Consider the following 24,142-nt stretch of genomic DNA (forward strand, 5'->3'; position numbering starts at 1 on the left):
GTATGCAAGATGAAACAAGCCACTGAATTTCGCTCGTTTCTAAATAGTTACCTATTAAATAAAAATAACAAGAGAACTATTTAATTTTCAGTTAGATAGCAAAAGCATTGTGTTTCCTTACGTGAAAGGTCACTTTCTTGTTCTTGATGCCGGCGGCTAAAGTCCAGCCTTTTAATACCTGACATATAATCGTGAGGCTAGGTAGATGGAATATCAAGCCGAGCCTGTCATTGTCATTCTCATTCTCCCTTGCGGGAAGGTATTTTATCGCTTCCTCGGACAATGGGAGATAAATAGCCTCTTTCGTCTTTCTTTGTATGATTTGTAAACGGAATTTATCATTTCCTTCTTTTTGCATATCTTCCCATCTAAGAGCGGTCAAGTCGCTGATCCGGAGTCCGCAGAAACAGCAGAACAGAAAAGCCTTTTTTACCTCTGGGCATACGCAATCTGTCCGGATTAACCTCTTTAGTTCCTCTAGGGTCAAATAAGTACGCAGGCTGGTAGGTTTGTGAGGTTTTTCGTCTGTATCCAGCAAACTACAAGGATTCGAGAGGATCAGTCCTTTTTTGACCGCCTTATTGAGTGTGACATTCAGGAGCCGGTAATAACCGTGAATCGTGAAGTCGCTTTTGAGGTAGGGTTGTTTACGCAAGTGAGCGATGAAACCTTTCACGAAACCGGTATCTATGTCCTTAAGCAGGCATTGCGGCATATAGTCTCTAAGATGATTGGCCAGACTTCTTAATCGTAGGGAATAGGCTTTGTCGCCATGCGCAGATTTATCGGTGGACAATTCCGAGAGGAATTCTAAAAGTGTTTTTTTCCCGAGCCCGTTTATCATACGGACACCGTAAATCTCGTTCTGAAGATCAATGATCCGTTGTGCCTTGATACTATTGGCCAAGCGCAAAGTGATCCGGTTCTTATCACGGTCTTCAGGGAAACGTTCCGGGGTGAGGTAGAGCTTGAGGAACTCATAATACCTCTTCCCTTTGTAATAGATGTCCAGATATATGGACAGGTTCGCGTTCGACAGTTTCTTGAACCGGAGCTTTACGGGCTCTTTCGCTTTCATCTCATTCTTTTTTCTTGCCATGATTTTGCTGAATTTAAGTGATTATGTATATTTGTTACTAGGATGATCCGAGTACCACCCCGGTAGCATAAAATACACGGATTGAGCCTGTTTTTGTAGGTGAAAGTTGCAAAAGGTAGGGAAACCTATCACTTTTATGAAATTGATACATTTGTCTCTTATTATAGAGAGTTCTGCCTATCAGCACCACGATATATCCTTTCTATTTTTGTCACATATTAATGTGAGAACAAAAAATATTATACTATGAGATTCAAGAAATACATTCTTTTATCGTTGGTGCTATGCGGATTTGCCGCTTGTTCCGATGATAATGAAATAGAAATTCCAAAGGCTCCTGTCTTAGAGAAAGCTCAACTAGCTTTGGCTATCAAGAGTGAGGAAGGGGCGGTTACGAAGGCCGGAGAAACTACTCCAACGGATGCGGACGTGAATACGCTAACGGTTGGGGTGTTTGGAGTTGATGGATGGAGTGTGATATATACAAAAGATGCTACTCCTAACTCTGATGGGACAAAGGATGTCGGTCCGCAAGAAGTGTATGCGGGTGAAGCTCATGTAGTGGTTGTGGCGAACGCTGCCCCTGTTATCCAAACCGAATTGGCAAAGGCTAAGGATATAACTGACTTTATTGAAACAACAATCAATCTGTCTGACGAGACTTTGACAAAAGGCTTGACGATGAGTAGTAAAGTGTTTACCGTAACGCTAATAGCCAATACCATCAATTATATCGGTTATGCTAAGAATATTGGTGATATAATAACGATAAATGAGACTTCAGGTAAGGAAATTTGTGGGGGAGGCCCCGTTCCTTTGGTTCGTAATGTCGCTTCGATCGCTTTAAAAAAAGTAGAGACAAGCAATCCGGAAAACGCAAATTATAAAAGTGTATCCTTCCTTTTAAAGGAGGTCTTTATCGCTAGCGCTAAAGGTGTTTCAAGTGTGGCTTCTAAAGAAGAGTGGGGAGCGATAGAGAAAATAATTGATTTTACAGATCCGGCTCTTGGATATGTAAAATATATGGTTGGTCGAGAGTTTTCAGAGAATATTGACGAAGGTTCTTACAAGAAAGGGGCTCAGGCGTTAAAAGAGATGTTAGTTCAAGAAAATACAACAAGTGATGAGGCTTTGAATCATGAATTTTATGTTTACGAGAATACAAAGGGTGAGGTGAAGTCCGGTGAATCTAACGTCAATGAGGCTTATGCCAACCATACCTTATTGATCGTAAAAGGTGATTATACCTATCTCCCGCAAGGTGCGAAAGAATCTATTACGAAAGAGAATTGTTATTATGCGATTCCTGTCGGAGAAGAAGTGACGATTGATGGCACGGAAAAAAGGAGTAAGTTTTACGTCCAACGTAACTACAAATACGAGATCTCTTTAACGATTATCGGCCCCGGTTCCGAGATCCCATACGACCCGATGATCTCCACCAATGTGAGCGCATCCGTGAAAGTGGAGCCATGGAACGTGAAGACTATCCATGAGGAAGTAGAATAAAGCAATATAGGGTAAAATAATTGATAAGAAAAAATTAGGATTATGAAACACATACTGTTTACAAAGGAATTGCTTCTCTTGGTTGTGGCTTTGTTCGCTATTATAGCGACTAGCTGCATCAAGGAGGATTTGGATCAATGCTATACGCTCAAACTGAAGGTCGAGAATATCAAGGGAGACGATATAACGGAATACGGATGGATGGAATCTACCGATCTGTATATATTCGACGAGAATCTGAATTACTTGGAGAAACGTCGCTTGGATAAGAACTTTATCCGTTCTCGCAATGAGATTGTTTTGGATGGCTATACCGCCGATCGTAGTTTACGTATCGTGGCATGGGGCAACGTGAATGCCTTGGGTGAAAAGCAATCCGTATCGGAGGCCCAGACCATAGAGGACTTGAAAGTGATGTTGAAAAGCCAAGATGGTTTGGCAGTTACCCCGGACAGCCTTTATTATGGTAGCGAACAAGTGTTGACAAAAGCCGGAGGCGTAGCGAAGGAGACTGAGATCGTGATTCGTCCGAAAGTGGGTACGGTCACGATCGAGACCCGAGGGTTGCAAGAGCAACTCGGCAGGATGGGGTTGAGAAGTTCCGTGGATTGCGACTTCTACTTGAATAATACATTAAGTGGTTTTGATTACCGTGGTACGCAGATTGGCGATAGCGTATATTATAATCCGGAAGGTGCGTGGAACGAGTCCGGGGTTGAATGGATAACCCCTACTATGCAAACCGCTTGTCCGGGACAGGATATGGCTGTGTCGATAAGCGCCAATGGAGTCTCGTTAGGCTCGGCCAAGGTAGACGAGAACGGTGATCCTATTTATACGAGCGCGGGAGAGAATACCCATCTGATCCTTGAATGGGGTGAGGGCGGAACCTTATCCGTCCGGGCAACCGTTCGTCCTTGGGGAGTAGTGGAAGAAGATATTCCGATGCATTAAAGGGTACCTCATCATATATAATTAAGAAATACGATACGAACATGAAATTATTAGCGAACATATTTTTATCCGGTTTGGCGATTCTCGCTTGTGTGAGTTGTTCTAAAGATGAGGATCCGGTTCTTTCCTTAGAAGGCGCTAAGCTGTCCGTCGCTGTCAAGGCGTCCGGTACGGCTACGAAAGCCTATAACCCCAATGACGTGAATGAGTTGGAGGGTGAGGCTTATATCAATAATTTGGCAGTGGTAGTATTTAATGAGACCGGCACGGAACTGCTCGGTTATAAATGGGAGGCTCTTTCCGGGGCGGAACATTCCGCCATAATAGCCGATGTGCCGACAACGAAGGCTGTCCGGGCACGGATCATTGTCTTGGCGAACGTGCCGAGAGATTTATTATCTACCATTTCTACCTACGATGAGTTCCAGACTCGCTTGGTAGACCTCTCCTCGCAATCGCAAACGAACCTAACGATGAGTAGTCAAGTGATCGTTACAAAATCCGCTTTATCTGAGGAAGATAACTATTTAGGATATACGGATCTTGGCGATCAGAATGTGGATGGCATCTCCGACCCGATCCTTTTGACCCGTGTAGCCGCACGTATTGATTTGGTGAATATATCCACTCGTTTTGCCGGAACGCCGTTCGCCGGACGTGAGGTGCGAATCGATGCGGTAGGTATCTACAATATGAAGACAAAGTCTTACTATTTCAGTGAGGCGGATTGGGGAGAGACAGAGGCTCCCGATGCCGTGCGAAATTCGGAGGATACCTCGTTCGAGGATCTGTTGGTAAATGATGGCGCTTCGATATCCAATACGCCATTCGTTCATTATGTAATGGAAAATATGAAAAGCGACGATCACACGATGATCGCCGTAAAAGCTACCTTGCAGGGGAATTCCAGTTATCAAGACCATACGAAAATCTTCACGGCGGTGATCAATGCGGGTGGCTTGCAGAACGGCTATGATCATAATTTCATCCGTCGCAACTACGTTTACCGTCTCCGTATTTATTTTGACGGCGAAAGTTTCGACAATATTCCCGTAACGCCAGACCCGGGCCCAGGTCCGGATCCGGAACCCGAGGTAGATACCAACTTGAATATAGCCGTGCAGGTAGTAGGCTGGGGCCCGGTAATGCAGCATCCGGTAATAGACTAAGTAATGGAATCATAGGGAATGAAATTTAGTATAAACAAGAAAAAACAAAAGGATATGAAACTAAGACATTTATTATTAGCCTCTTTCGCCGCATGCACTTTTGCCTCCTGCTCGGACGATAGCTCGAATGGCATCGAGATACCGGAAGAGAACTATCAGATGATAGATGCGAATGTCTCTCTTACCGCTACGGCTTTGGATGGGATACAGACAAAAGGTGCAACGAAAGAGGGCGGTGATGCTGTGCTAGAATCTGGCAGTAATAACGAGCAATTTATTAATGAACTAACCGCCTATTTGTTTTATGTAGACAATGGGGAGAACGAGGATGCATACAAATTCGCCGCAATGAAGACGGTATCCTCTACTGATGGTAATTCCGTAAAGACTATTGAAGATATTGTCGTTAAGGTAAAAGCTACGGCGGCCGGCGAACTTTCTGATACGCAATTGGCGGTGGTCTTTTTAGCGAATACGAAACTTGCTACGCCTCCTTCTAATTTGGGGGATGTGAAAACTGCCGAACTTGAAGATCTCGTTGATTTTACGCATGTGCATCCAGCGCCAGGTGTTACGCAAACGTATGTGCCGATGTTCAGCCAGATAGTTACGATTGGTGGAGGTGAGCATCAGTTGCTTGCTGGGACAAAGTATGATAACTGGGTGAAAGGATCTACGGCCCCTTCTATTATATATACAAACAATGCGACAGTAGGTGCAGCACATAATGAGATTGAGAAAAAAAGTGAAGCGGCAGAATGGACTGAAAATGGTTCCTCTTATGATCCGGCAAATATTCTAGCTGCTGATAAAATCCCATTAACCCGCCATGTAGCCCGTGTCCAACTTCAAGCTATTGATTGCGACTTCAAGAACAATTATGCTGATGCGTCATTTGAGTTGACACATGTATATATTGCGAACGCTAGCAATACTTCTCTTATCTATGCTGACGCAAAACCGTATAGTTTGGACAATGCTACCACATATTCTCATGGTTGTAGCTATAAGCGGGATGACTATTTCTTAGTGAAAGGTAAGAATGATGTAGCTTCTTTACATTGGACAATGGATGGAGGGGTAGACATCAAAATGACGGGTCATAGTCATTCTTCTAATTTGAACGGCGATGGTTCCATAAATTATAATGGTGACAGTTGGTTCTCTTTTGATGATCAAACGGTTAGTGGTGATGAATATGGACATAAAGAGATGCCTCAATTTTATGTGTTTGAAATGAGGGGGAATAAACAGATGTTTGCAGATGATCCGAATAACGGTGATTCTCTATCTGGAATGATACAGACCATGTTAATTCTTCGGGGCAATTGGTATCCAAATGGAAAAACGGAAGGACTCGGTAATGATATGGTTAAAAGAGATCGCTACTACCGTATACCAATTAAGCAAGATGCGACTAGTGGCATTATTGGTGTACAACGTAATACCATCTATAAGATATACGCTACGATAACCGGTGAAGGCTCTAAGGATCCCGACACAAGCGAGTTGAACGCTTGTATCAGTTTTAGCATTAAGGTTGAGCCTTGGACACTCATCACGCAAACTGAGACAGACGTGAATTGATAAAACTCTTTCATAACGATTAATAGCGAGAACGGGGTTCGGAATTTCCGGACTCCGCTTTTTGTCCTATGATGGATGGATTTGCGCCCTGCATAGGTATCCCTATCGCCTAAGATAGCTTTAGCCACACCCTCAAATGCCTATATTCAATATGCTAGTTTTACCCCTTAAAGTTGAAAGTTACGCCTATCGTGCCGAATAATGGATTCCTCTAATTTTGCTAGTGTAAAACAAGAGAAAAATTCAATCCATTATGAAAATAAAGAATATACTAGCATTATTATGCTTCCTTTGCATCGGAGTGTCTTGCTCCATGGAAGACGATATTTTGAGTGGTGTGGATACGAAAGGACCTGCAGGTATCGATGCCACAGAGCTTTATGCCTCATTAGATCTCTCTCTCCTTGTAAGGAATTCGAATGTTACTACGAAAAGCTCTGAACTTACTGGGCCAACTGACGGAACTGAGGAGAATATGACGAAGGATGAGAGATCTGTTTCTGATTGTTACATCGCTATCTTTAAGTATGATTCCAAGACTAAGAATGTAGGGGACTTTTTAACTTCTTATTATTCCTCGAACGGATCGATAAGCGAATCCCTAATTTTTAAGATTCCAAAAGATAAATCAGAGCGTACGGATCTCAAGATCGTGGTAATCGCGAATGCGGCAGCGTCCGTATCCAGATCTGGCTTAGCTTCAGCTAGCCAGATTTCTTATGCGGATTTAAAGGGTAAGACCTTGGTTGAGGTTCCTAATGTTTTTGTAAAAGTAGGGGAAACTGAAATAGCAAAGGGAGATGGAGGAACCTACCCGGATAATAAAGGAGGTGTCTACGTGAACATATCCGAGAAGATTCTGGGTTTGGATCAACCCGCTAATACGCCTGTCGAGGTAAAACTTATCCAACGTACGGCGGCTATCATGTTGCAGCAGTTTAAGATTCTAAAGTCTGATGGGACTGAGTATGATAATGTGGAAATCAAAGGTTTATCTTTGCTGAATTCTAAGACTATAGGTCAAGTAGCGGGTGAGGTTTCTTCTGGTGAGAAATTATACGGAATGCAATCCGTTAATGGCACTACAGAACGTTTGTATAGCTATGAAAATACCTCATCTAGTCAGCCAACAACATTGAAGATTGATTATGTGTATAATAATGGAGAAACAGGAAGTTGTAGCTTCCCGATAAAGTCCCGTTTGAGTGAGACTTCTGATCCTAGTATAGCTGTATGGGCTGGTTATCTGTATAAGTTAGAGGTGACGCTTAGGAATGCTACTGTTGATGTAACGGTGCAGTGTGTGACACAGGATTGGATTTTTGATAAGGATCATGAATTTGAGTTTACATTTTAAATAATAGGGTAATAAATAAAAATATTGAGCTATGAGATTGAAAGTAATTTTATTTATGTTGACGTTGGGCTTATTGGGTGGATTATCTGCCTGCTCCTCCGAAGAGCCGATAGATTCTCAGACTTTAGATATGTCTTTAGTTTTATTGATGGGGGATATACAGACGAAGGCTTCGGCTCCTAATTACAAATATGCCACTACAGAGGAAATCATGATTCAGAATTGCCATGTGGCTGTTTTTGACACGGATGGAAATCGTATCCATTTTCAGGATTTTGCGAATATGGGAGATATGAAAGCTATCGATAATCTATCGGGTTATGAATTGGGGTTGGTTGGTGTGCGTACATTCGGCAAGGAAGATAAAGCGGTGTCGGTGTTGGTTGTGGCAAATGCGGATAATTCATTATTTAACGACTGTGCTACCTATGCTGATTATACCTCAAAAACAATACAAACAACATCTTTTCAATCTTCTCAGTTGGTGAAAATAGGAAAATCGAATACTACTTTAAAATATAATGGGACTAATGAAGCTATTAGAGTCTTATTGATTCAGCTAAGTGCTAAAATAGAATATAAAGGGATCTATAATAAGAATAACAATGACTTGATTAACGATCAATTCTCATTAATAAATGTGGAAGGCTTAAATGCTAGTTCGCAAGTCGCTATTTTTAATACCTCTTCTGTGGAAAATGGAGTTTTCGAGGCATTGACTTACCCTTCGGAAGATAAGCCGACGACGTTCTATACGTATGAAATTAGTGACGCGAATAAAAATATTCTATTGAGTGTACAACAAAATGGGTCAGAGATAAAAAGTTTTTCTTTTCCTGCCAATAAGTTTATAAAGGGCAACTATTACGAGATAAAAGGTCTATATGAACCTTCTACGGAAATAGAATGGATTTTAGAAGAGGTTGGGAACGAGAATGTCGCTCTTGACCCTTTTGAATAAATAGAAAGTATGTCTAATGGCTAAAAAATCAAGATGATGAAACAATATATTATGTTTTTATTAGGATTATTAATCCTAAGCGCTTGCACAAACGATGAGTATCTGGCTCAAAGAACAGAAGTAGAAGAAGGTATCCCTACGGTGGTGAAATTATCTGTGACGATTCCTATGAGCGGTAAGATTGAGACAAAGGCTTTTTCTGATAGTGGTGTTGCTGATTTATATGTGTTTTCCTTTAAAAAGGATAATGATGAGTTTATAACCGCTCAAAAGTATACGGAACTTTCCGGATCTACCATATCTTTCTCTACCTTGTCCGGAGAACAACGGATTTTTGCGATAGGAAATGTGGATTATGATATGTTTCCGGGACTTTCGGAAAGATTAGAGTCGTGGTTGGGAAATAATCATCCTTCAAAATCTGATTTGACTTCTCTTTTAGCGGAAGTTGGAGGAGATAAAGCGGTCCAGTTTGCGAATACTACCTCATTGGTAAGTGGATTATGGAATAATGAGGATGATACAAAAGATTATTGTACTGTCAAAGTGGATGGGACATTGGTTGAGAAAGGCAAAATTTACTTAAAGCGAGTAGCGGCTAAGGTGACTTTTAAAATTGAAGTGGCAGATGGCCGGGAATTTAAATTGAAAAGTTACCAAGTTTGTGAAGTTCCTAAAAAGGTAAATGTATGGGAAGGTTCTACTTCAGAAGAGATTGTTTCTTATTCAACTCAGGAATTGACAATCTCAAGAGATGAAGGATTTTTTACTTTTTATATGCCTGAAAATATAGCTAATGGAAAAGAGGGTTGTAATTCTGCGGATGATCGTGAAAAATTATCGAAAGGGTCTTTAAGAAATTCACCCCCGGAAGGAAGAGTGTTCACATATGTCGATAAGCCGGCTACGTACGTATTATTGAAAGGTTCTTACTACGCAAAAGATACAGACGGAAAAGAAACGAGTGCGGAAGTTGTATATTGTATTCATTTAGGTTTAGGAGCGGGGAGTAGCGATAAGGTTGATCATAAAGATTTTTCAACAAAGCGTAATATGAATTATACATATAATATTCAGATAGAAGGAGTTGAAAGTATAAAAACGGAAGTTACAGCTACCGATAATAATGTTTGGCGGCAAGAAGGAGATGTAACGGTTTCGGGAGAAGGAAAATCAATTCAATTAGACGCTCATTTTGAGGCAAGAAAAATAACGTTTCATAAATCGGATTTTAAAACTACAGATTTGAGAGTTTACGTAAAAGATCCTCTGACTAATTTCCAATTAACAGAATTCTCGGAATTAAAGGAGGAGTCAAAAAATTGGGTTTCTTTTAAATCTCTAAAAGATGTGCCTGTAGAAGAAACCTATAAATATCCTGATGAGAAGCACGTGAGTGAATTGCTTTCTGTTGAAGAATTATTGACTGAGTTGAATAAATGGGCAAAAGGAGAGAATTCTCTTCTAGCTCCCACAAATGAGGGAGCTATCGAGTTTGTTTGTTTTGTGAATGAGTATTATTATCAAAGTATAATGTGGCCAGAGTTTGTTAATACACTTGATCGTGAATTCTTTATTATGGATAAAACACAGAAACAGACATCTGGAGGAAATAGTACTCTTACTTCAGATGCCTCGTTCGTGATTAAACAACATTCTATCCAGACAATATATGATTTAAACAAAGGAGAAGATTATAACGCTTGGGGGATTGAGACTATAAACGAGACCGGATTATTAAATACAACAACTAATCCAAGTAAAATCAAGGATATTGCTTATGGCCGTTTAAATCTACCAGACTTTAGTGGTAAAGGTTGGAGCACTTTTTTGGATTATTCAAAAGAAAGTAACTCTAATCAGATGAAGGACGATTATAAAAATGCGTATTATGCTTGTTTGCAACGAAATCGAGATGAGAATGGGGATGGAGTGATAGACTCAAAAGAGAAAAAATGGTATTTGGCCTCTTCTGGGCAATATATATCTTTATGGCTGGGGCGCTCGTCTTTATCTGCGGAATCTTCACTTTTTAATATAGATGATTGGGTAAAAGAGGGTTTTGCTAAAAATATTCCAGCTAAATATCATTATATACCAAGTAATAATGATGGCAAAGTTGTGTTTTGGGCAGAAGAAGGAATTACAATAGGTAATGATGATAGTCATACGACAGGAAAGATACGAAACTATCGGTGTATACGAGATTTGAATATGAAAGGAATGGATGAGAATAATTTAGATAGAAAAAAGGCACCTGAAACGCTTTTCAAAATATCTTCTGTTGATCCTAAGGCACTTACTGTTACGTTTGACTATTTGAATGCAAATTCATTAAAACCGGCTCCTTCCATGAATGAATTGGACCCACATAATGAACGTGATAATGATATAAACAGGGTTTATAAGTCTTTTTGTATTGTTAGGGGAAGTGTGTCAAGCAATCAAGTTGGTGGAACATGGAAGGCAAAAACAAATCTTACGAATCCATGTAATCGTATAATGAATGAGCATGGTTGGCGTATGCCGAATCAAGCGGAATTGTCTGTTATTTATCTAGTTGGAACTGATGCGAGTGCATATGGATCATATAAGAAAAATGAATTTAATGGCTTAAAAGGCCAAACCGTTTTTGCTCGTACTTCATATAGTGGCATTGCTAAAAATGGAAAATCCGGACAACATGCTTATCGGTTGCTTGCTAACGAACATATTTCTTTAGTGGAGAAGACTGGATATACTGGATTTATCCGTTGTGTAAAAGATAATTACAAATAGAATTAAAATCCAGAAAAAGTAGAATCAATTGCTGCGAAAAACGGTTTTAATATATATCTAATTGTAGAGACACAGCATCATGCTGTGTCTCTCTCTATTTAACTGAAATCAATCTAACACTTTGTATCCTTAACTCCCGGAGAATCCTTTTTTCCGCCCAATTTACGGCTAGCCTCCAAATACGCAAGAAAAAAATAGGCTTACGGCTGGGGTATAACAGTGTAAGAATGCCCATTCACAACCGCTTATGATGCCCAATTGTACAGTTGGTGTTATGAATGGCTTATTTTATCTAGACGAGATTTTTTATTCGGAAAATAGTCCTTACCTTTACGGCATAGATACGTTGTCAAGTATTAATCAATCAAAACCCATACGAACTATGGAACATTACGTGAATATCATGTTGGATAGTGGCTTCAAGGCCGCCTTGTACGACGAGCGTGAGGTGATGCAGTTTTTACTATATTTGCCGTATGATCTCCCGTCAAGGAGAGAAGGGCCCGGAGTGGAAATACGACCTGCTCCCGGTATATGGAATCTACCTTTTGAACTTCAGCCTTCCCGAGTTCCCTTCATGGCGAACGGACGTGGTTCTGGCAAATGAGCAAACAGGGCGGATTCGGCTGAAACAGATCTATGTCTCTTTCGAACGATTCGATTTGCGTTACGAGGAGTGCGTTACTCCGTTAGAAAAAACAATTTATGTACTGAAGAATATGAACCTGTTTGATATGTCTCCCTTAAAGGAGAAAGAGGCCCACTTCCGCCGTTTGCTGGACGTGGCGAACTTGGGTGCCCTCACCCCGCAGGAGCGTGCCATCTACGACGAGAACCTGAAGATCTACCGGGATTGGAAGGCGACGATGGAGTATGCGGTGGAGAATGCTGAGGCAAAAGGTGAGGTGAGAGGTAGCCGCTTGATTACTTTACGTACCGCTTTGAACTTAAAAAGAATCGGCTTGGATCCCTCTGTGATCGCCCAATGTACGGGGCTTTCCTTGGAGGAGATAAACGATCTGGAGAATCTCATTCGCAAGGAAGAGATTAAGTGTTAGATGTGGATGATATGGTATAACAGCTAAGGGGCAGGCTTACACAAGTCTGCCCCTTGCTGTCTTTATAAAGTGTCGGTGTTCCTATCACCTTCTTTGAAATGAATAGGTGTTCTTATCAATCAAGGATAGTTGGTAGGTTTACCCTTTAAAGTTGAAACTCACACCTATCGTGCTAAGAAATGTTATAATCTATTTTTGTGATGCAAATTAAAAGTGAAAGGGATGAATAGGAGAGAACTCGTGAAAACATTGGCTGATAAATTGTCGGTTACGCAAGCGGAGGCGATGCGCTTTGTTCAAGCTTGGGAAGAGACTACGACAGAGGCTTTGGAAAGTGATGGTTCTTTGATGCTATTGGGCTTTGGGACGTTCTCCGCTTGGGAACAAACCGAACGGATCGGCAGAAATCCTAAGAATGGGGTGGCTTATATGATAAGAGCTCGTAAAAGCGTGAAGTTTAAGCCCGGTAAATTATTACTTAAACAGTTGAATGTGAGCTCGTCGAAGTGAAGGCATTCACGTATGTATAATAAAAACGAAAAAATATTCGATATGAAGAGAATTCTTTTCCTAGTCCTGCTCTTGGTAGCTACGACAGGCGTTTACGGCCAGAAGTTCGCGGTGAAGTCGAACTTGCTCTATGATGCGACTGCTACGATCAACTTGGGCGTAGAGGTTGGCTTGGCTAAAAAATGGTCGCTGGATCTATCCGGCAACTATAATGGATGGAAGTTTGGTGATGAGGCTCGTATGAAACATTGGCTGGTACAACCAGAAGCTCGTTATTGGTTGTGTGAGAAGTTTAATGGACATTTCTTCGGCTTGCATGCGCATTATGCGGATTACAATGTTGGAGGCCTAAAGTTCTTGAGCAAGAATATGGAGAATCACCGTTATCAAGGTAATTTGTATGGCGCTGGACTCTCTTATGGTTATCAGTGGTTGTTAAGCGATCGGTGGAGCATGGAAGCCGTGTTGGGTATTGGTTGGGCGCATCTGGATTATGATAAATATCCTTGTGCCACTTGCGGAACCGTATTGAAAAGTGATACGAAAGATTATTTCGGGGTTACGAAAGCCGCTATTTCTATTATTTACTTTATTAAATGACCCAAGCGATGAACAAGAAGATAAATGCATATATGATGGCGGCTATGATGGCCGTCGTGTCTCCGGCAATCATGGGACAGACTGCCTCGGATGGGGTTAAAGTGATTTGTAACGACGTGGTACAGAAGGGCGACTCGGTATATATCGATGCCGTGGTGACGGTAAGTAGCGATGCGGTGAAATCCCGTAGCTATTTGGAACTGACCCCCGTCTTGGAATCGGCTTCGCAAAAAGAGGGGCTTCCTTCTATTTTGGTGAACGGACGTATCCGCCAGAAAGTATATAATCGTGAGGTCGCCTTGGATAATTTGAACGACGTACCTCATTATACTATCTTGAAAGCCGGGAAGGAAGATCAAGTGGTAAGTTATAAAACCGCCGTGCCTTTTGAGGATTGGATGAAAGACGCACGTGTCGTGTTAGACCCGAATCTATGCGGTTGCGGTAAGGAAGAGGCCGGTAGTCCGTTATTGATCGCGGACAAGATTCGTCGTCGTCCGGATAAGCGCTATGAGGTTCAGCCTACATTCTCTTATATCACGCCGATGGCAGAGACGGAGAAGCATCGTGCGGAAGTTGGTACGGCTTTCTTGGACTTCCAAGTGGGTAAATATCAGATTCTTCCTGATTTCCGTAATAATGCGGTGGAGTTGGCGAAGATCAATAATACGATCCGTACCGTTACAGAGGATAAGAACGTGAAACCGACAGGTATCGTACTGAAAGGATATGCCTCACCGGAAGGCTCTTACGCTAGTAATAAGAAATTGGCGGATAATCGTGTCAAAGCGTTACGTGACTATATCCGCCAGAAGAATGACTTCAAGGCTGATTTTTTCACGATGAGCTCGGAACCGGAAGATTGGGTCGGTTTTAAGGAAAAGGTAGAGGCCGATCCGAATGTGCCGAATCGTAGCGAGGTATTGGCGATTATCGATAGCTCGGATGATCCGGATCGCAAGGAGGCTAAGTTACGTGCCTTGGGTGGTGGCGCCGCTTTCCGTTATGTGTTGAAAGATATTTTCCCTTCGTTACGTCGTTCGGAATATAAGATTGATTATACGGTGCGTGAGTTTACGGTGGATGAGGGGCGTGAGATCATCAAGACTCGTCCGCAACAGCTAAGTTTAGGGGAGATGTTCGCGGTGGCTAACAGCTATGAGATCGGTAGTGACGAATATGATAATGTATTTGATATTGCTGTCCGTATGTTCCCGAATGATCCGGTAGCGAATCTTAACGCTGCGAATATCGCTATGGGCAAGGGTGATTATGCTTCCGCTAAGAACTATTTGGCGAAGGCGGGGAACGCTCCGGAGGCGGTTCACGCAAAAGGAGTGTTAAGTATGTTGACCGGTGATTTGACAGAAGCGGAGACCCTATTGAAGCAGGCTCAGGATATGGGTGTAAAGGCCGCGGCGATAAATTTAGAGGAATTGCGCAAGAAAATAGAGGATAATGCGGTATTTGATAGTTTCAACGCTGTAAAATGATAGCTATTCCTCCCTAGGTATAGGGCAGAAGGCACTTAATTTGTAAATGTCATGAAGACAAATATTAATAATAATTTCTTTTATATGGAACAAGCATCAGATGTAGTAGAGTTGGTTCTGCCTCATGAGGTAGATAATCCAAACAGTGTCTATCTGTATCTGGAAGGAGATGCTTGGTGCGCATACGAACGTTCAGCCTATTATCTGACTCAGATGGAGGTACCGGTTGTATTAAAGAAAGAAGTGATCCGCAGCGACTATGATGTGGTCTTACTGAAAGCTTTTTTCGCCGTGAATGATATGTATTTGCCGCTTTCTCCCACGGCTGTGCTGAAGTTGGTTGCCGACGATAAGCTACAGTTCCAGATAAGGGATAGGGTAGAAGGTTTTTCCGAATGGAAAGAGAATGAGTTAAAAAAATTATCTGCTTGATAAGGAAGCGAACGCTTCTTATTTAAGCATGTAAAGTTGAGGGGTGTAAGGGTCCTGGAAAGTAGTGATACTTTTCAGGACTATTCTTTTGTATGGGATGCCTCCCTGTAAATGATTACCCGGCAATCCGGGGAGAGAGTGACAGTGAATTGGTCTCCCAAAGCCTCGTTGAGAGTTCCTTGCCACCATGAGGTGAGCTTTCGTCGGCGAATGGGCCAACGGAGTCCTTCCGTACTAATCTCCCCTTCGGGATAAAGAACGAAAATGGAGATTTGTTGTCCCGGATAAGAAGCGAAGGTTGTTGTTTCTAAGATAGGAGTGAAAAGGCCATAGTCGGATAACATCTCCACCCGCTTGAATAAGTGGGCATAGTCCATAAGAAGGGATATATTTCCCAATGTATGATCCTCACGCAATCCGGTAGCACCTAATATAAGAACTTCTCGATAGCCTTGGGTATGGGCGAAACGGACGGATTTGGTGAGGTCGTTGATCTCTTGGTCCTCTACATGATGGATTCGGTCTGCGTAGCGTTCGCGCAGGCCGGCGGGTATGCTGTCCAAGTCTCCTACGATAGCGTCCGGATGAATACCCTTTTCATAAAGTGTCTTTACGGCTCCATCACAAGCGATAATCGTTTTCGCTTCCTTTAATAATCTCAAGGGTAACTCAGCGGAAGGAAATCTCCCATTCGCTACGATCACACATCCTCCTTCCAGACTTTCCATATTATCTCCCATAATTCAAAATTCATAATTCAAAACTCTTCCCCTTTCTTCCGCCAATTGTAATAGCCTACTATGGCTAGTGTCGCATAGCAAAAATAGAGTAGCATCGTCGGATACAAGCCCCGAAGGTAATAAAGATATACGGAAACGAGGTTTACGATTACCCAAAAAATCCAATGCTCGATAATTCGCCTTGCCAGCATCCAAGTAGCGACAATGCCTACCGACGTGGTGAACGCATCGCCTACGGGGATGGGAGAGTCCGTGAATTGATGAAGGAGATACCATAAGATGGCGAATACAACGGCCAATGTTCCGATAATCCCCACGAAAAGCGGAAGGCTCAGATGGGTGTATAGGATACAGTCGGAGGGAAGACTGTCGTTTTCCGTGTGTATCTCATGTTTCTTCCGGGTCCATTGATAGAAACCGTATATGCTGATTCCTACGTAATAGGTTTGCAATCCCATGTCCGCATAGATCTTAGCGGACAGGAAGACAAATACATACACGAGGGAGGTGAGGAATCCCACCACCCACATGGCCTTATGTTGTTTAATCTCTAGAAAGAGATAGAGTAGACCGGTTATTACTCCGAAGTATTCTAGCCAAACCATTTTAGTAATTGAAAATTAAGTTAGAATTTGAAGGTGATCCTGGCCATGGCGTTCGTGCCGGCTTGGGTGAAATAACCGTCATCCTTTTTACGTGTGTCGTTTTCGATATAAGAGTATACCCATGCGTTGGTCTCGTACTTCTCGTTGAAGAGGTTGTTGATAGTCACGTCTAGGGTTATTTCTTTCATGAACTTAGGCTGGAAGGCGTAACCGATACGTAGGCTATTGATAAAGTAGGGATCGATGGAACGATCCTTGCTGCTTGAATTGTCTATGTATTGGCGGCCTACTACTTGCGAGTTGAAACTAGCGATAAATCCTTTGTAAGCGAAATCGAACATGCTGTTTGCGATTAGGTCTGGGGAGAAAGCGATATTCGTTGTACCTAGATCGTTGATCTCTTGTACTCCGGTATCCCAGTTATCCACGTATTCCACGAAATGCTTGATTTTATTTTGGCTGAGGGTTACGTTCGCGTTCCAATTCAGCCAAGAGGTGATTTGTACACCTCCGGTAAGCTCGATGCCCATTCGGTAGCTATCCTTTATATTGGAAGTGAGGGCCTCACCGATCTCGCTGATCTTGCCGGTCAGGATCAATTGGTTGTTGTAATCCATGAAATAGAGATTGGCTCCAACCCGGAAACGGTTGTTACCAAAACTATAACCGGCCTCGTAATCATATAAGGTCTCGTGGGTAGGACGTTCTTCGGGGCCTGCCTCCGTGAAATTGTCACGGTTCGGTTCCCGGTTTGCGACGGAGAAAGAGACGAATGCGTTATGGCCGTTGTTATGGAAGTTTATACCGGCTTTCGGGTTGAAGAAGTTCCAGTTCTTATGAATGTCCAGCTCTTCCTCGGCTTTGTCATCGTTTCCCTTAATGGTGTAATGGATCCCACGGTATTGTAAGTCCAGATAGCCGGTGAAAAGAGGGGAAAGACGTTGGGTCAATTTTGCGTATGCGTTGTAGTCTAATTTCTTACCGGTATTGCGGTAATATTCGTAATCCGGTTGTGGCAAGACGTTTGCGCTTTTGGTCCACATTACCCGGCCAAAATGGTCGCCTACGTAGTTGTTGACGGCGGTTCCCAGCGTAAGGCGGGTGTTGTCATGTTGATAGTTCGCGCTATAAACGGCTCCATAGAAATAATTGTCGAGCCATTTACGGCGCACAAGGTCCGTCTTTTTTACGGTATTACCCTCCGGATCGATATATTCCGGTAGTTTATAACTGCTGAATTTGGCTTTCGATTTATAATCCTCGTAATATCCGTTACCATCGGTGTAATGAAGGGTCAGGTTCATATTCCAGAAATCTCCGATACGCTGGCTGGCCATTAAATGGTAGTTGTGTTGCCAATAATTATCCGTCTGATTGTTATAAAACTTCTTCACTCCATCTTCCTCATATTCTCCGCATGGATTATAGCTACGATCTGTGTCAAGTAAATAAGACGGAACACCGTTCCATGCTTGATAGGTCTTCTCGCTGTTCCCGAAGGCTTGGAATTTAATCAATGTATTATCGGCATAGAAAGCGGCGGAGGCATAGTAAGAGCTCATACGGGCGGAGGCACGATCGATAAAGCCGTCGCTACGGATATTGGAGTAGCGGACGTCGAAAGCGAAATGATCGTAAAGTAATCCGGTACCGCCTTTTACCGTATGCTTCAGCGTACCGAAAGAACCTGCTGATACGGAATATTCGCCGTAAGGCTTTAAGGACGGTTTCTCGGTCTGCATGGCGACCGTAGCGCCAAAAGCCGCGGCTCCGTTCGTAGAGGTTCCGGCACCTCGTTGGATCTGGATCGATTCTACCGAGGAGGCTATATCGGCCATATTAGCCCAGAATACGGTATGAGACTCGGAGTCATTAACCGGTACGCCATTGATCGTGATATTGATACGGTTCGCGTCTGTACCCCGGATACGAAAACCGGAGTAACCTATACCTGTTCCGGCATCCGAGGTCATGATAACAGACGGGGATTGGGAGATAAGGAATGGGATACCTTGCCCGTTGTTCCGGCTGCTTAGCTCTTGTTTGGAGATGTCGCTATAAGCTACCGGGGTTTCTTTCCCGACTTTGGTAGCGGTAATAACTACTTCATCCAAAGATACGTCTTTTGAGATTTTCAAGGAGTCGACCGGACTGGGCATTTGTGCCTTGACGGTTGTAGCCAGTAAGGAGCCGGCCAAGATAACCAATACATTTTTCATCTTTTCATCTTTTTGCTTTAAAACTAAATAGATGAATAGAAAGGATCGGAGAAGCATGAATCCCTACGACAGCATTACCTGTACAGGTTCTATGGGTATGATCTCAGCCCGCTCCTTTCGTGAAGGATTTTGCGAGCACCCCTTCGTATTCGGCAGCAAAGATAGGCATAAAAGTGTTAATAAATATTACTGTCAATAGTAAATCGGATTTCTATAGATATTAATTCTGATTACTATGGATAGTAATCCGGTTTGTGTCGTATTAATTTTTTCTGTAAAAAGATGAGGATATTTTGAGAACTCATTGATTTTTTGTATATTTGCGGGCGATTAAGTGAAGTTGAGGAGGGGGCGGGTAGTCCCCTTCTTTTGTTCTTAACAGATATGTGTATGATAGAAAAGAAAGTGGTAAGCCAATTAATAGAGGAAAAACTAGCCTCTTCAAGCAATTATTTAGTAGACGTGGTGATTAAACCGGGAAACCTGATAGTCGTTGAAATTGATAACGATGAAGCGGTAAGCATTGATGATTGCGCCGAGTTGAGCCGGTATTTGGAGGAGCATCTGGATCGTGACGTCGAGGATTATGAGCTGGAGGTTGGCTCCGCCGGCATTACTTCTCCTTTCAAGGTACTTCGCCAATACGTCAAGAACATCGGAAACGAGGTGGAGATGCTGTTGAAAAACGGCTCGAAGCTGACCGGTGTGTTGAAATCTGCCGACGAGAACGGTGTGGTTGTCTCTGTCGAGAAGAAGGTGAAACCGGAAGGCGCTAAGCGGAAGGTGACTGTGGTGGAGGATGAGTCGTATACATTTGATGAAATAAAATATACAAAATACTTAATAAGATTCAAGTAAGATTATGGCCAAGAAAGAGGAAACAATCAGTATGATTGACACCCTTGCGGAGTTCAAGGAGTTGAAGAATATCGATAAAGATACGATGATTAGCGTTTTGGAAGATTCGTTCCGTAACGTGATCGCCAAGATGTTTGGCACGGATGAGAACTATGACGTGATTATCAACCCTGAGAAAGGTGATTTCGAGATATGGAGAAACCGTACGGTTGTGGCTGATGATGAATTGGAGGATGAGAACTTGCAGCTTACGTTGACGGAGGCCCGTAAAATCGATGCCGACTGTGAGGTGGGCGAGGAAGTGACCGACGAGGTGCATTTCGCAGACTTCGGACGCCGTGCGATCTTAAACTTGCGCCAAACTTTGGCTTCAAAGATACTTGAATTGCAGAAAGACAGCTTGTACGCTAAGTATAAGGATAAAATCGGCCACATCATCGCCGCTGAGGTTTATCAGGTGTGGAAGAAAGAAATCCTGTTGCTGGATGACGATGGTAATGAGTTGCTACTGCCGAAATCCGAGCAAATCCCGACCGATTTCTATCGTAAGGGAGAGACCGTACGTGCGATCGTTCAACGTGTGGATAACTATAATAACAACCCGAAGATCCTTCTTTCCCGTACGGATAAGGTCTTCTTGCAACGGTTGTTTGAGTTGGAGGTTCCGGAGATTAATGACGGCTTGATTACGATCAAGGCGATCGCCCGCATCCCGGGAGAGCGTGCCAAGGTGGCTGTCGAGTCATACGATGACCGTATTGATCCGGTAGGCGCTTGCGTAGGTATGAAAGGCTCTCGTATCCACGGAATCGTTTGCGAGTTGAGAAACGAGAACATTGATGTGATTAATTACACCTCAAATCTCTCTTTGTTTATCCAGCGTGCCTTAAGCCCGGCTAAGATCTCTTCTATCCGTGTGAATGAGGAGGAAAAGAAAGCTGAGGTTTATCTACGTCCGGAGGAGGTTTCTTTAGCGATCGGTAAGGGCGGTCTGAATATTAAGTTGGCTTGTATGTTGACTGAGTATACGATTGACGTATTCCGTGATATCGAAGGAGCGGACGAGGAGGATATCTACTTGGATGAGTTCTCCGACGAGATCGACAGCTGGGTGATCGACGCACTGAAGAATATAGGATGCTATACGGCGAAGAGTGTCCTTGCTATGGACCGCAATGAGATTATTGAACGTGCCGATCTGGAAGAACAGACCGTGGACGATCTTTTAGCTATCTTATCTGCGGAATTTGAAGATGAAGGTAACGAATAAGTATTACGACAAAGTTAGATATGCCTATAAAATTAATTCAAGTACAGAGAAAATTGAACGTGGGAATCAACACGGTGGTTGAGTTCCTGCACCGGAATGGGTTCTCGGTTGAGGATAATCCCAACACGAGGATCAGTGATGAACAGTATGCTTTGCTCGTAAAAGAGTTTGGAAAGGATCTGCCAGAGAAAGATCGTAATTTTGCGGCGGATCGTATGCGGAAAGAGGTTCCTTCTGTGAAAGAAGAGAAGACCGCGGAAATAAAGACAGTGATACCGGAAGAATTCAGACCTAAGATCGTAATGAAGGGTCATATTGATTTGGATGGTGGACAACATAAAAAACAGCAGGAAGAGCCGAAGGCTAAAGAGGAGCCTAAGGTGAAAGAAGAGCCTAAGGTAAAGGAAGAGCCGAAAGTGAAGGAAGCGCCTGCCGCTCCCGCTGCTCAAGCTCCTGTTAAACCCGCGCAGCCTGCGCAGGCTCCCACGGAGAAAAAAGAAGAAAAAGTTATAGTAGTGGAAGTGGAAAAAGAAAAAACCGTAGAGAAGCAACCGGTTGTTGCGGAACCTAAGGTGGAAAGTGTGAAACCGGAACAGGAAGTAGAGAAGACCGAGGAAAAGGATGATAATCTTTTCCGTTTGAACTCGGTTAAATTGGAGTCAAAGATCAAGGTAACCGGTAAGATTGACTTGGATGCGCTTAACCAATCGACTCGTCCGAAAAAGAAAACGAAGGAGGAGAAGCGGAAAGAGCGTGATGAGAAGCAAAAGTTTAATAACAATCGGCCGGGTAATAATAGCAACGGTCCGGGCGCTCCTCATAAGAGTCCGAATTCGCCGACTTTGATTAAACCGAACGCTCCTGCTAAACCGGGTGAGGAAGGTGACGCTAAGAAGAAGCGTAAACGTATCAAGAAAGATCGGGTAGACGTGAATAATACGCCGGGTACGAATTATCCGCGCCCGAATCGTGACGATCGTCCGAATAACGACCGTAAGCCTCGCTTGAAGAAGCCGGTGAAAGCGGAAGTTAGTGAAGAGGATGTTCAAAAGCAGATCAAGGAGACTTTGGCTCGCTTGACCAACAAGAATAATAAGAATAATAAGGGGGCTAAATACCGTCGTGATAAACGTGACGCCGCTGTGAAACGTGAGCACGAGTTGATGGAACAGGAAGAACTGGAAAGCAAGGTATTGAAGCTGACCGAGTTCGTTACGGCCAACGACTTGGCGAACATGATGGACGTATCTGTAACGGAGGTTATTGGTACTTGCATGAGCATCGGCCTTATGGTTTCGATCAATCAGCGCCTGGATGCGGAGACGATCAATATTGTGGCTGAGGAGTTCGGTTATAAGACTGAATATGTAAGCGCGGATGTTGTCGAGGCGATCAACGCTGATGAGGAAGATGATAACGAGGAGGATTGGGTAGCCCGTCCGCCTATCGTAACGGTGATGGGACACGTTGACCATGGTAAGACTTCTTTATTGGATAATATCCGTAGCGCGAACGTAATCGCCGGTGAGGCCGGTGGTATCACGCAGCATATCGGAGCCTACAACGTGAAGTTGCAGAATGGCCGCCGTATCACGTTCTTGGATACTCCGGGTCATGAGGCGTTTACCGCTATGCGTGCCCGTGGCGCAAAGGTGACGGATATCGCGATTATTATCGTGGCCGCTGATGATAACGTGATGCCTCAGACGATCGAGGCGATTAATCACGCTTCGGCTGCCGGTGTTCCTATTGTTTTCGCTATTAATAAAATCGATAAGCCACATGCTAATCCTGAGAAGATCAAGGAGGAGTTGGCGAATATGAATTACTTGGTGGAAGACTGGGGGGGTAAGTACCAGAGTCAGGAGATCTCCGCTAAGAAAGGTATCGGTGTCGAGGAGTTGTTGGAGAAGGTCTTGTTGGAGGCCGACCTGTTGGATTTGAAAGCGAATCCGAAAAAACGTGCGGTTGGTTCTATCATCGAGTCTTCTTTGGACAAGGGACGTGGCTATGTATCTACCATATTGGTGGAGAACGGTACGTTGAAGATGGGAGATATCGTTTTGGCGGGAACTCATCAAGGACGTATCAAGGCGATGTTCAACGAGCGTAATCAACGGGTGGAGAAGGCCGGTCCTTCCGAGCCGGTATTGATCCTCGGTTTGAATGGTGCTCCTCAGGCCGGTGATACATTTAATGTATTGGAGACTGAGCAAGAGGCGCGTGAGATAGCTAACCGTCGTGAGCAATTGCAGCGTGAGTTAGGTCTTCGTACGCAGAAGATGCTTACTTTGGATGATATCGGACGTCGTATCGCCGTGGGTAACTTCCAAGAGTTGAACGTGATCGTGAAGGGTGATGTGGATGGTTCCGTAGAGGCTTTGTCCGACTCCTTGATCCGTTTGTCTACCGAGGAGATTCAGGTAAACGTAATTCACAAGGCGGTTGGCCAGATTTCCGAGTCGGATGTGGTTTTGGCAGCGGCTTCGAACGCTATCATTATCGGATTCCAAGTTCGTCCGTCTTTGCAAGCACGTAGAAACGCCGAGAAGGAAGGTGTGGAGATCCGTTTGTATTCTATCATCTACGATGCGATCGAGGAGGTGAAGAGCGCTATGGAAGGCATGCTTTCTCCGGAGATCAAGGAGGAGATTACCGCTTATGTGGAAGTTCAGCAGGTATTCAAGATCACCAAGGTCGGTACGGTTGCCGGATGTATGGTTAAGGAAGGCAAGATCAAACGTACGAACAAGATCCGTTTGATACGTGACGGTATCGTTATCTATGCCGGTGAGCTAGGTTCTTTGAAACGTTTCAAGGACGATGCGAAAGAGGTCGTGGCTGGCTTGGATTGCGGTTTGAATATTACGAACTTCAACGATATCCAAGTGGGCGATATGATCGAGGCTTACGAAGAGACAGAAATAAAGAAGACGTTATAAC

19 protein-coding genes and 1 riboswitch are annotated in these 24,142 nt (G+C 43.4%); of the genes, 15 read left to right on the forward strand and 4 right to left on the reverse strand.

Translation table 11 applies throughout. From position 1 onward, the window contains the following. Nucleotides 1-91 precede the first annotated feature (91 nt). Nucleotides 92-1,099, reverse strand: a complete 1,008-nt coding sequence (locus tag CI960_RS00695; RefSeq protein WP_005859432.1) for a site-specific integrase — start codon at nucleotides 1,097-1,099, stop codon at nucleotides 92-94. Nucleotides 1,100-1,345: 246 nt separating this feature from the next. Between CI960_RS00695 and CI960_RS00700 the strand changes: the two genes are divergently transcribed. The 12 genes from CI960_RS00700 (at nucleotide 1,346) to CI960_RS00755 (ending at nucleotide 15,507) form a co-directional block, all read left to right on the forward strand. Next, the gene (locus CI960_RS00700) at nucleotides 1,346-2,608 is read left to right on the forward strand and encodes a fimbrial protein (protein ID WP_005859430.1); all 1,263 of its coding nucleotides are present in this window, start codon (nucleotides 1,346-1,348) and stop codon (nucleotides 2,606-2,608) included. Nucleotides 2,609-2,650: 42 nt separating this feature from the next. Then, entirely contained in the window at nucleotides 2,651-3,562 is a 912-nt protein-coding gene (locus tag CI960_RS00705; protein WP_005859428.1) for a FimB/Mfa2 family fimbrial subunit, read from the forward strand. 41 nt (nucleotides 3,563-3,603) lie between these two features. After that, a complete protein-coding gene (locus CI960_RS00710; protein WP_005859427.1) occupies nucleotides 3,604-4,731 on the forward strand; it encodes a fimbrial protein in 1,128 nt (375 codons plus the stop codon). Between the two features lie 54 nt (nucleotides 4,732-4,785). Beyond that, nucleotides 4,786-6,318, forward strand: coding sequence for a fimbrial protein (locus CI960_RS00715; RefSeq protein ID WP_005859424.1), 1,533 nt, complete (start codon nucleotides 4,786-4,788; stop codon nucleotides 6,316-6,318). 253 nt (nucleotides 6,319-6,571) lie between these two features. Beyond that, nucleotides 6,572-7,675 carry a hypothetical protein gene (locus CI960_RS00720; protein WP_005859422.1) on the forward strand — a complete coding sequence of 368 codons (1,104 nt, stop codon included), beginning with the start codon at nucleotides 6,572-6,574 and terminating at the stop codon, nucleotides 7,673-7,675. 31 nt (nucleotides 7,676-7,706) lie between these two features. Further along, on the forward strand, nucleotides 7,707-8,636 hold the full coding sequence (locus CI960_RS00725; RefSeq protein WP_005859420.1) for a fimbrial protein: 930 nt from the start codon (nucleotides 7,707-7,709) through the stop codon (nucleotides 8,634-8,636). Nucleotides 8,637-8,669: 33 nt separating this feature from the next. Then, nucleotides 8,670-11,414, forward strand: coding sequence for a DUF4906 domain-containing protein (locus tag CI960_RS00730; RefSeq protein ID WP_005859418.1), 2,745 nt, complete (start codon nucleotides 8,670-8,672; stop codon nucleotides 11,412-11,414). Between the two features lie 476 nt (nucleotides 11,415-11,890). Beyond that, entirely contained in the window at nucleotides 11,891-12,472 is a 582-nt protein-coding gene (locus CI960_RS00735; protein WP_005859416.1) for a PD-(D/E)XK nuclease family transposase, read from the forward strand. A gap of 222 nt (nucleotides 12,473-12,694) precedes the next feature. Beyond that, entirely contained in the window at nucleotides 12,695-12,982 is a 288-nt protein-coding gene (locus tag CI960_RS00740; protein WP_005859414.1) for an HU family DNA-binding protein, read from the forward strand. Between the two features lie 42 nt (nucleotides 12,983-13,024). Continuing rightward, the gene (locus tag CI960_RS00745) at nucleotides 13,025-13,582 is read left to right on the forward strand and encodes a DUF3575 domain-containing protein (RefSeq protein WP_005859412.1); all 558 of its coding nucleotides are present in this window, start codon (nucleotides 13,025-13,027) and stop codon (nucleotides 13,580-13,582) included. 8 nt (nucleotides 13,583-13,590) lie between these two features. Beyond that, entirely contained in the window at nucleotides 13,591-15,075 is a 1,485-nt protein-coding gene (locus CI960_RS00750) for a DUF3868 domain-containing protein (RefSeq protein WP_005859410.1), read from the forward strand. An 84-nt stretch (nucleotides 15,076-15,159) separates the two neighbouring features. Further along, complete coding sequence (locus CI960_RS00755) at nucleotides 15,160-15,507, forward strand: hypothetical protein (protein ID WP_005859408.1); 348 nt, start codon at nucleotides 15,160-15,162, stop codon at nucleotides 15,505-15,507. 80 nt (nucleotides 15,508-15,587) lie between these two features. On the opposite strand, the gene CI960_RS00760 is transcribed toward CI960_RS00755, so the two are convergent. From CI960_RS00760 to CI960_RS00770, 3 genes are read right to left on the reverse strand one after another with little or no spacing between them, the layout of a single operon-like run. Further along, a complete protein-coding gene (locus tag CI960_RS00760) occupies nucleotides 15,588-16,247 on the reverse strand; it encodes a thiamine diphosphokinase (protein WP_005859406.1) in 660 nt (219 codons plus the stop codon). A 17-nt stretch (nucleotides 16,248-16,264) separates the two neighbouring features. Then, nucleotides 16,265-16,852, reverse strand: coding sequence for a nicotinamide riboside transporter PnuC (gene pnuC, locus CI960_RS00765; RefSeq protein WP_005859404.1), 588 nt, complete (start codon nucleotides 16,850-16,852; stop codon nucleotides 16,265-16,267). A 20-nt stretch (nucleotides 16,853-16,872) separates the two neighbouring features. Continuing rightward, complete coding sequence (locus CI960_RS00770) at nucleotides 16,873-19,071, reverse strand: TonB-dependent receptor (RefSeq protein WP_005859402.1); 2,199 nt, start codon at nucleotides 19,069-19,071, stop codon at nucleotides 16,873-16,875. A 42-nt stretch (nucleotides 19,072-19,113) separates the two neighbouring features. Further along, nucleotides 19,114-19,224, reverse strand: a riboswitch (TPP riboswitch). A gap of 237 nt (nucleotides 19,225-19,461) precedes the next feature. Here CI960_RS00770 and rimP point away from each other — a divergent pair. Genes rimP through infB form a run of 3 tightly spaced genes read left to right on the forward strand, consistent with a single transcriptional unit; the run spans nucleotide 19,462 to nucleotide 24,141 of the window. Further along, nucleotides 19,462-19,929: a ribosome assembly cofactor RimP gene (gene rimP / locus CI960_RS00775; RefSeq protein WP_005859398.1), complete on the forward strand. Its 468-nt coding sequence runs from the start codon at nucleotides 19,462-19,464 to the stop codon at nucleotides 19,927-19,929. A 4-nt stretch (nucleotides 19,930-19,933) separates the two neighbouring features. After that, on the forward strand, nucleotides 19,934-21,199 hold the full coding sequence (gene nusA / locus CI960_RS00780; protein ID WP_094582170.1) for a transcription termination factor NusA: 1,266 nt from the start codon (nucleotides 19,934-19,936) through the stop codon (nucleotides 21,197-21,199). A 20-nt stretch (nucleotides 21,200-21,219) separates the two neighbouring features. Then, nucleotides 21,220-24,141, forward strand: coding sequence for a translation initiation factor IF-2 (gene infB, locus CI960_RS00785; protein WP_005859394.1), 2,922 nt, complete (start codon nucleotides 21,220-21,222; stop codon nucleotides 24,139-24,141). Nucleotide 24,142 lies beyond the last annotated feature (1 nt).

The sequence above is a fragment of the Parabacteroides sp. CT06 genome (assembly GCF_002257605.1).
In the GTDB taxonomy this organism is placed as follows: domain Bacteria; phylum Bacteroidota; class Bacteroidia; order Bacteroidales; family Tannerellaceae; genus Parabacteroides; species Parabacteroides distasonis.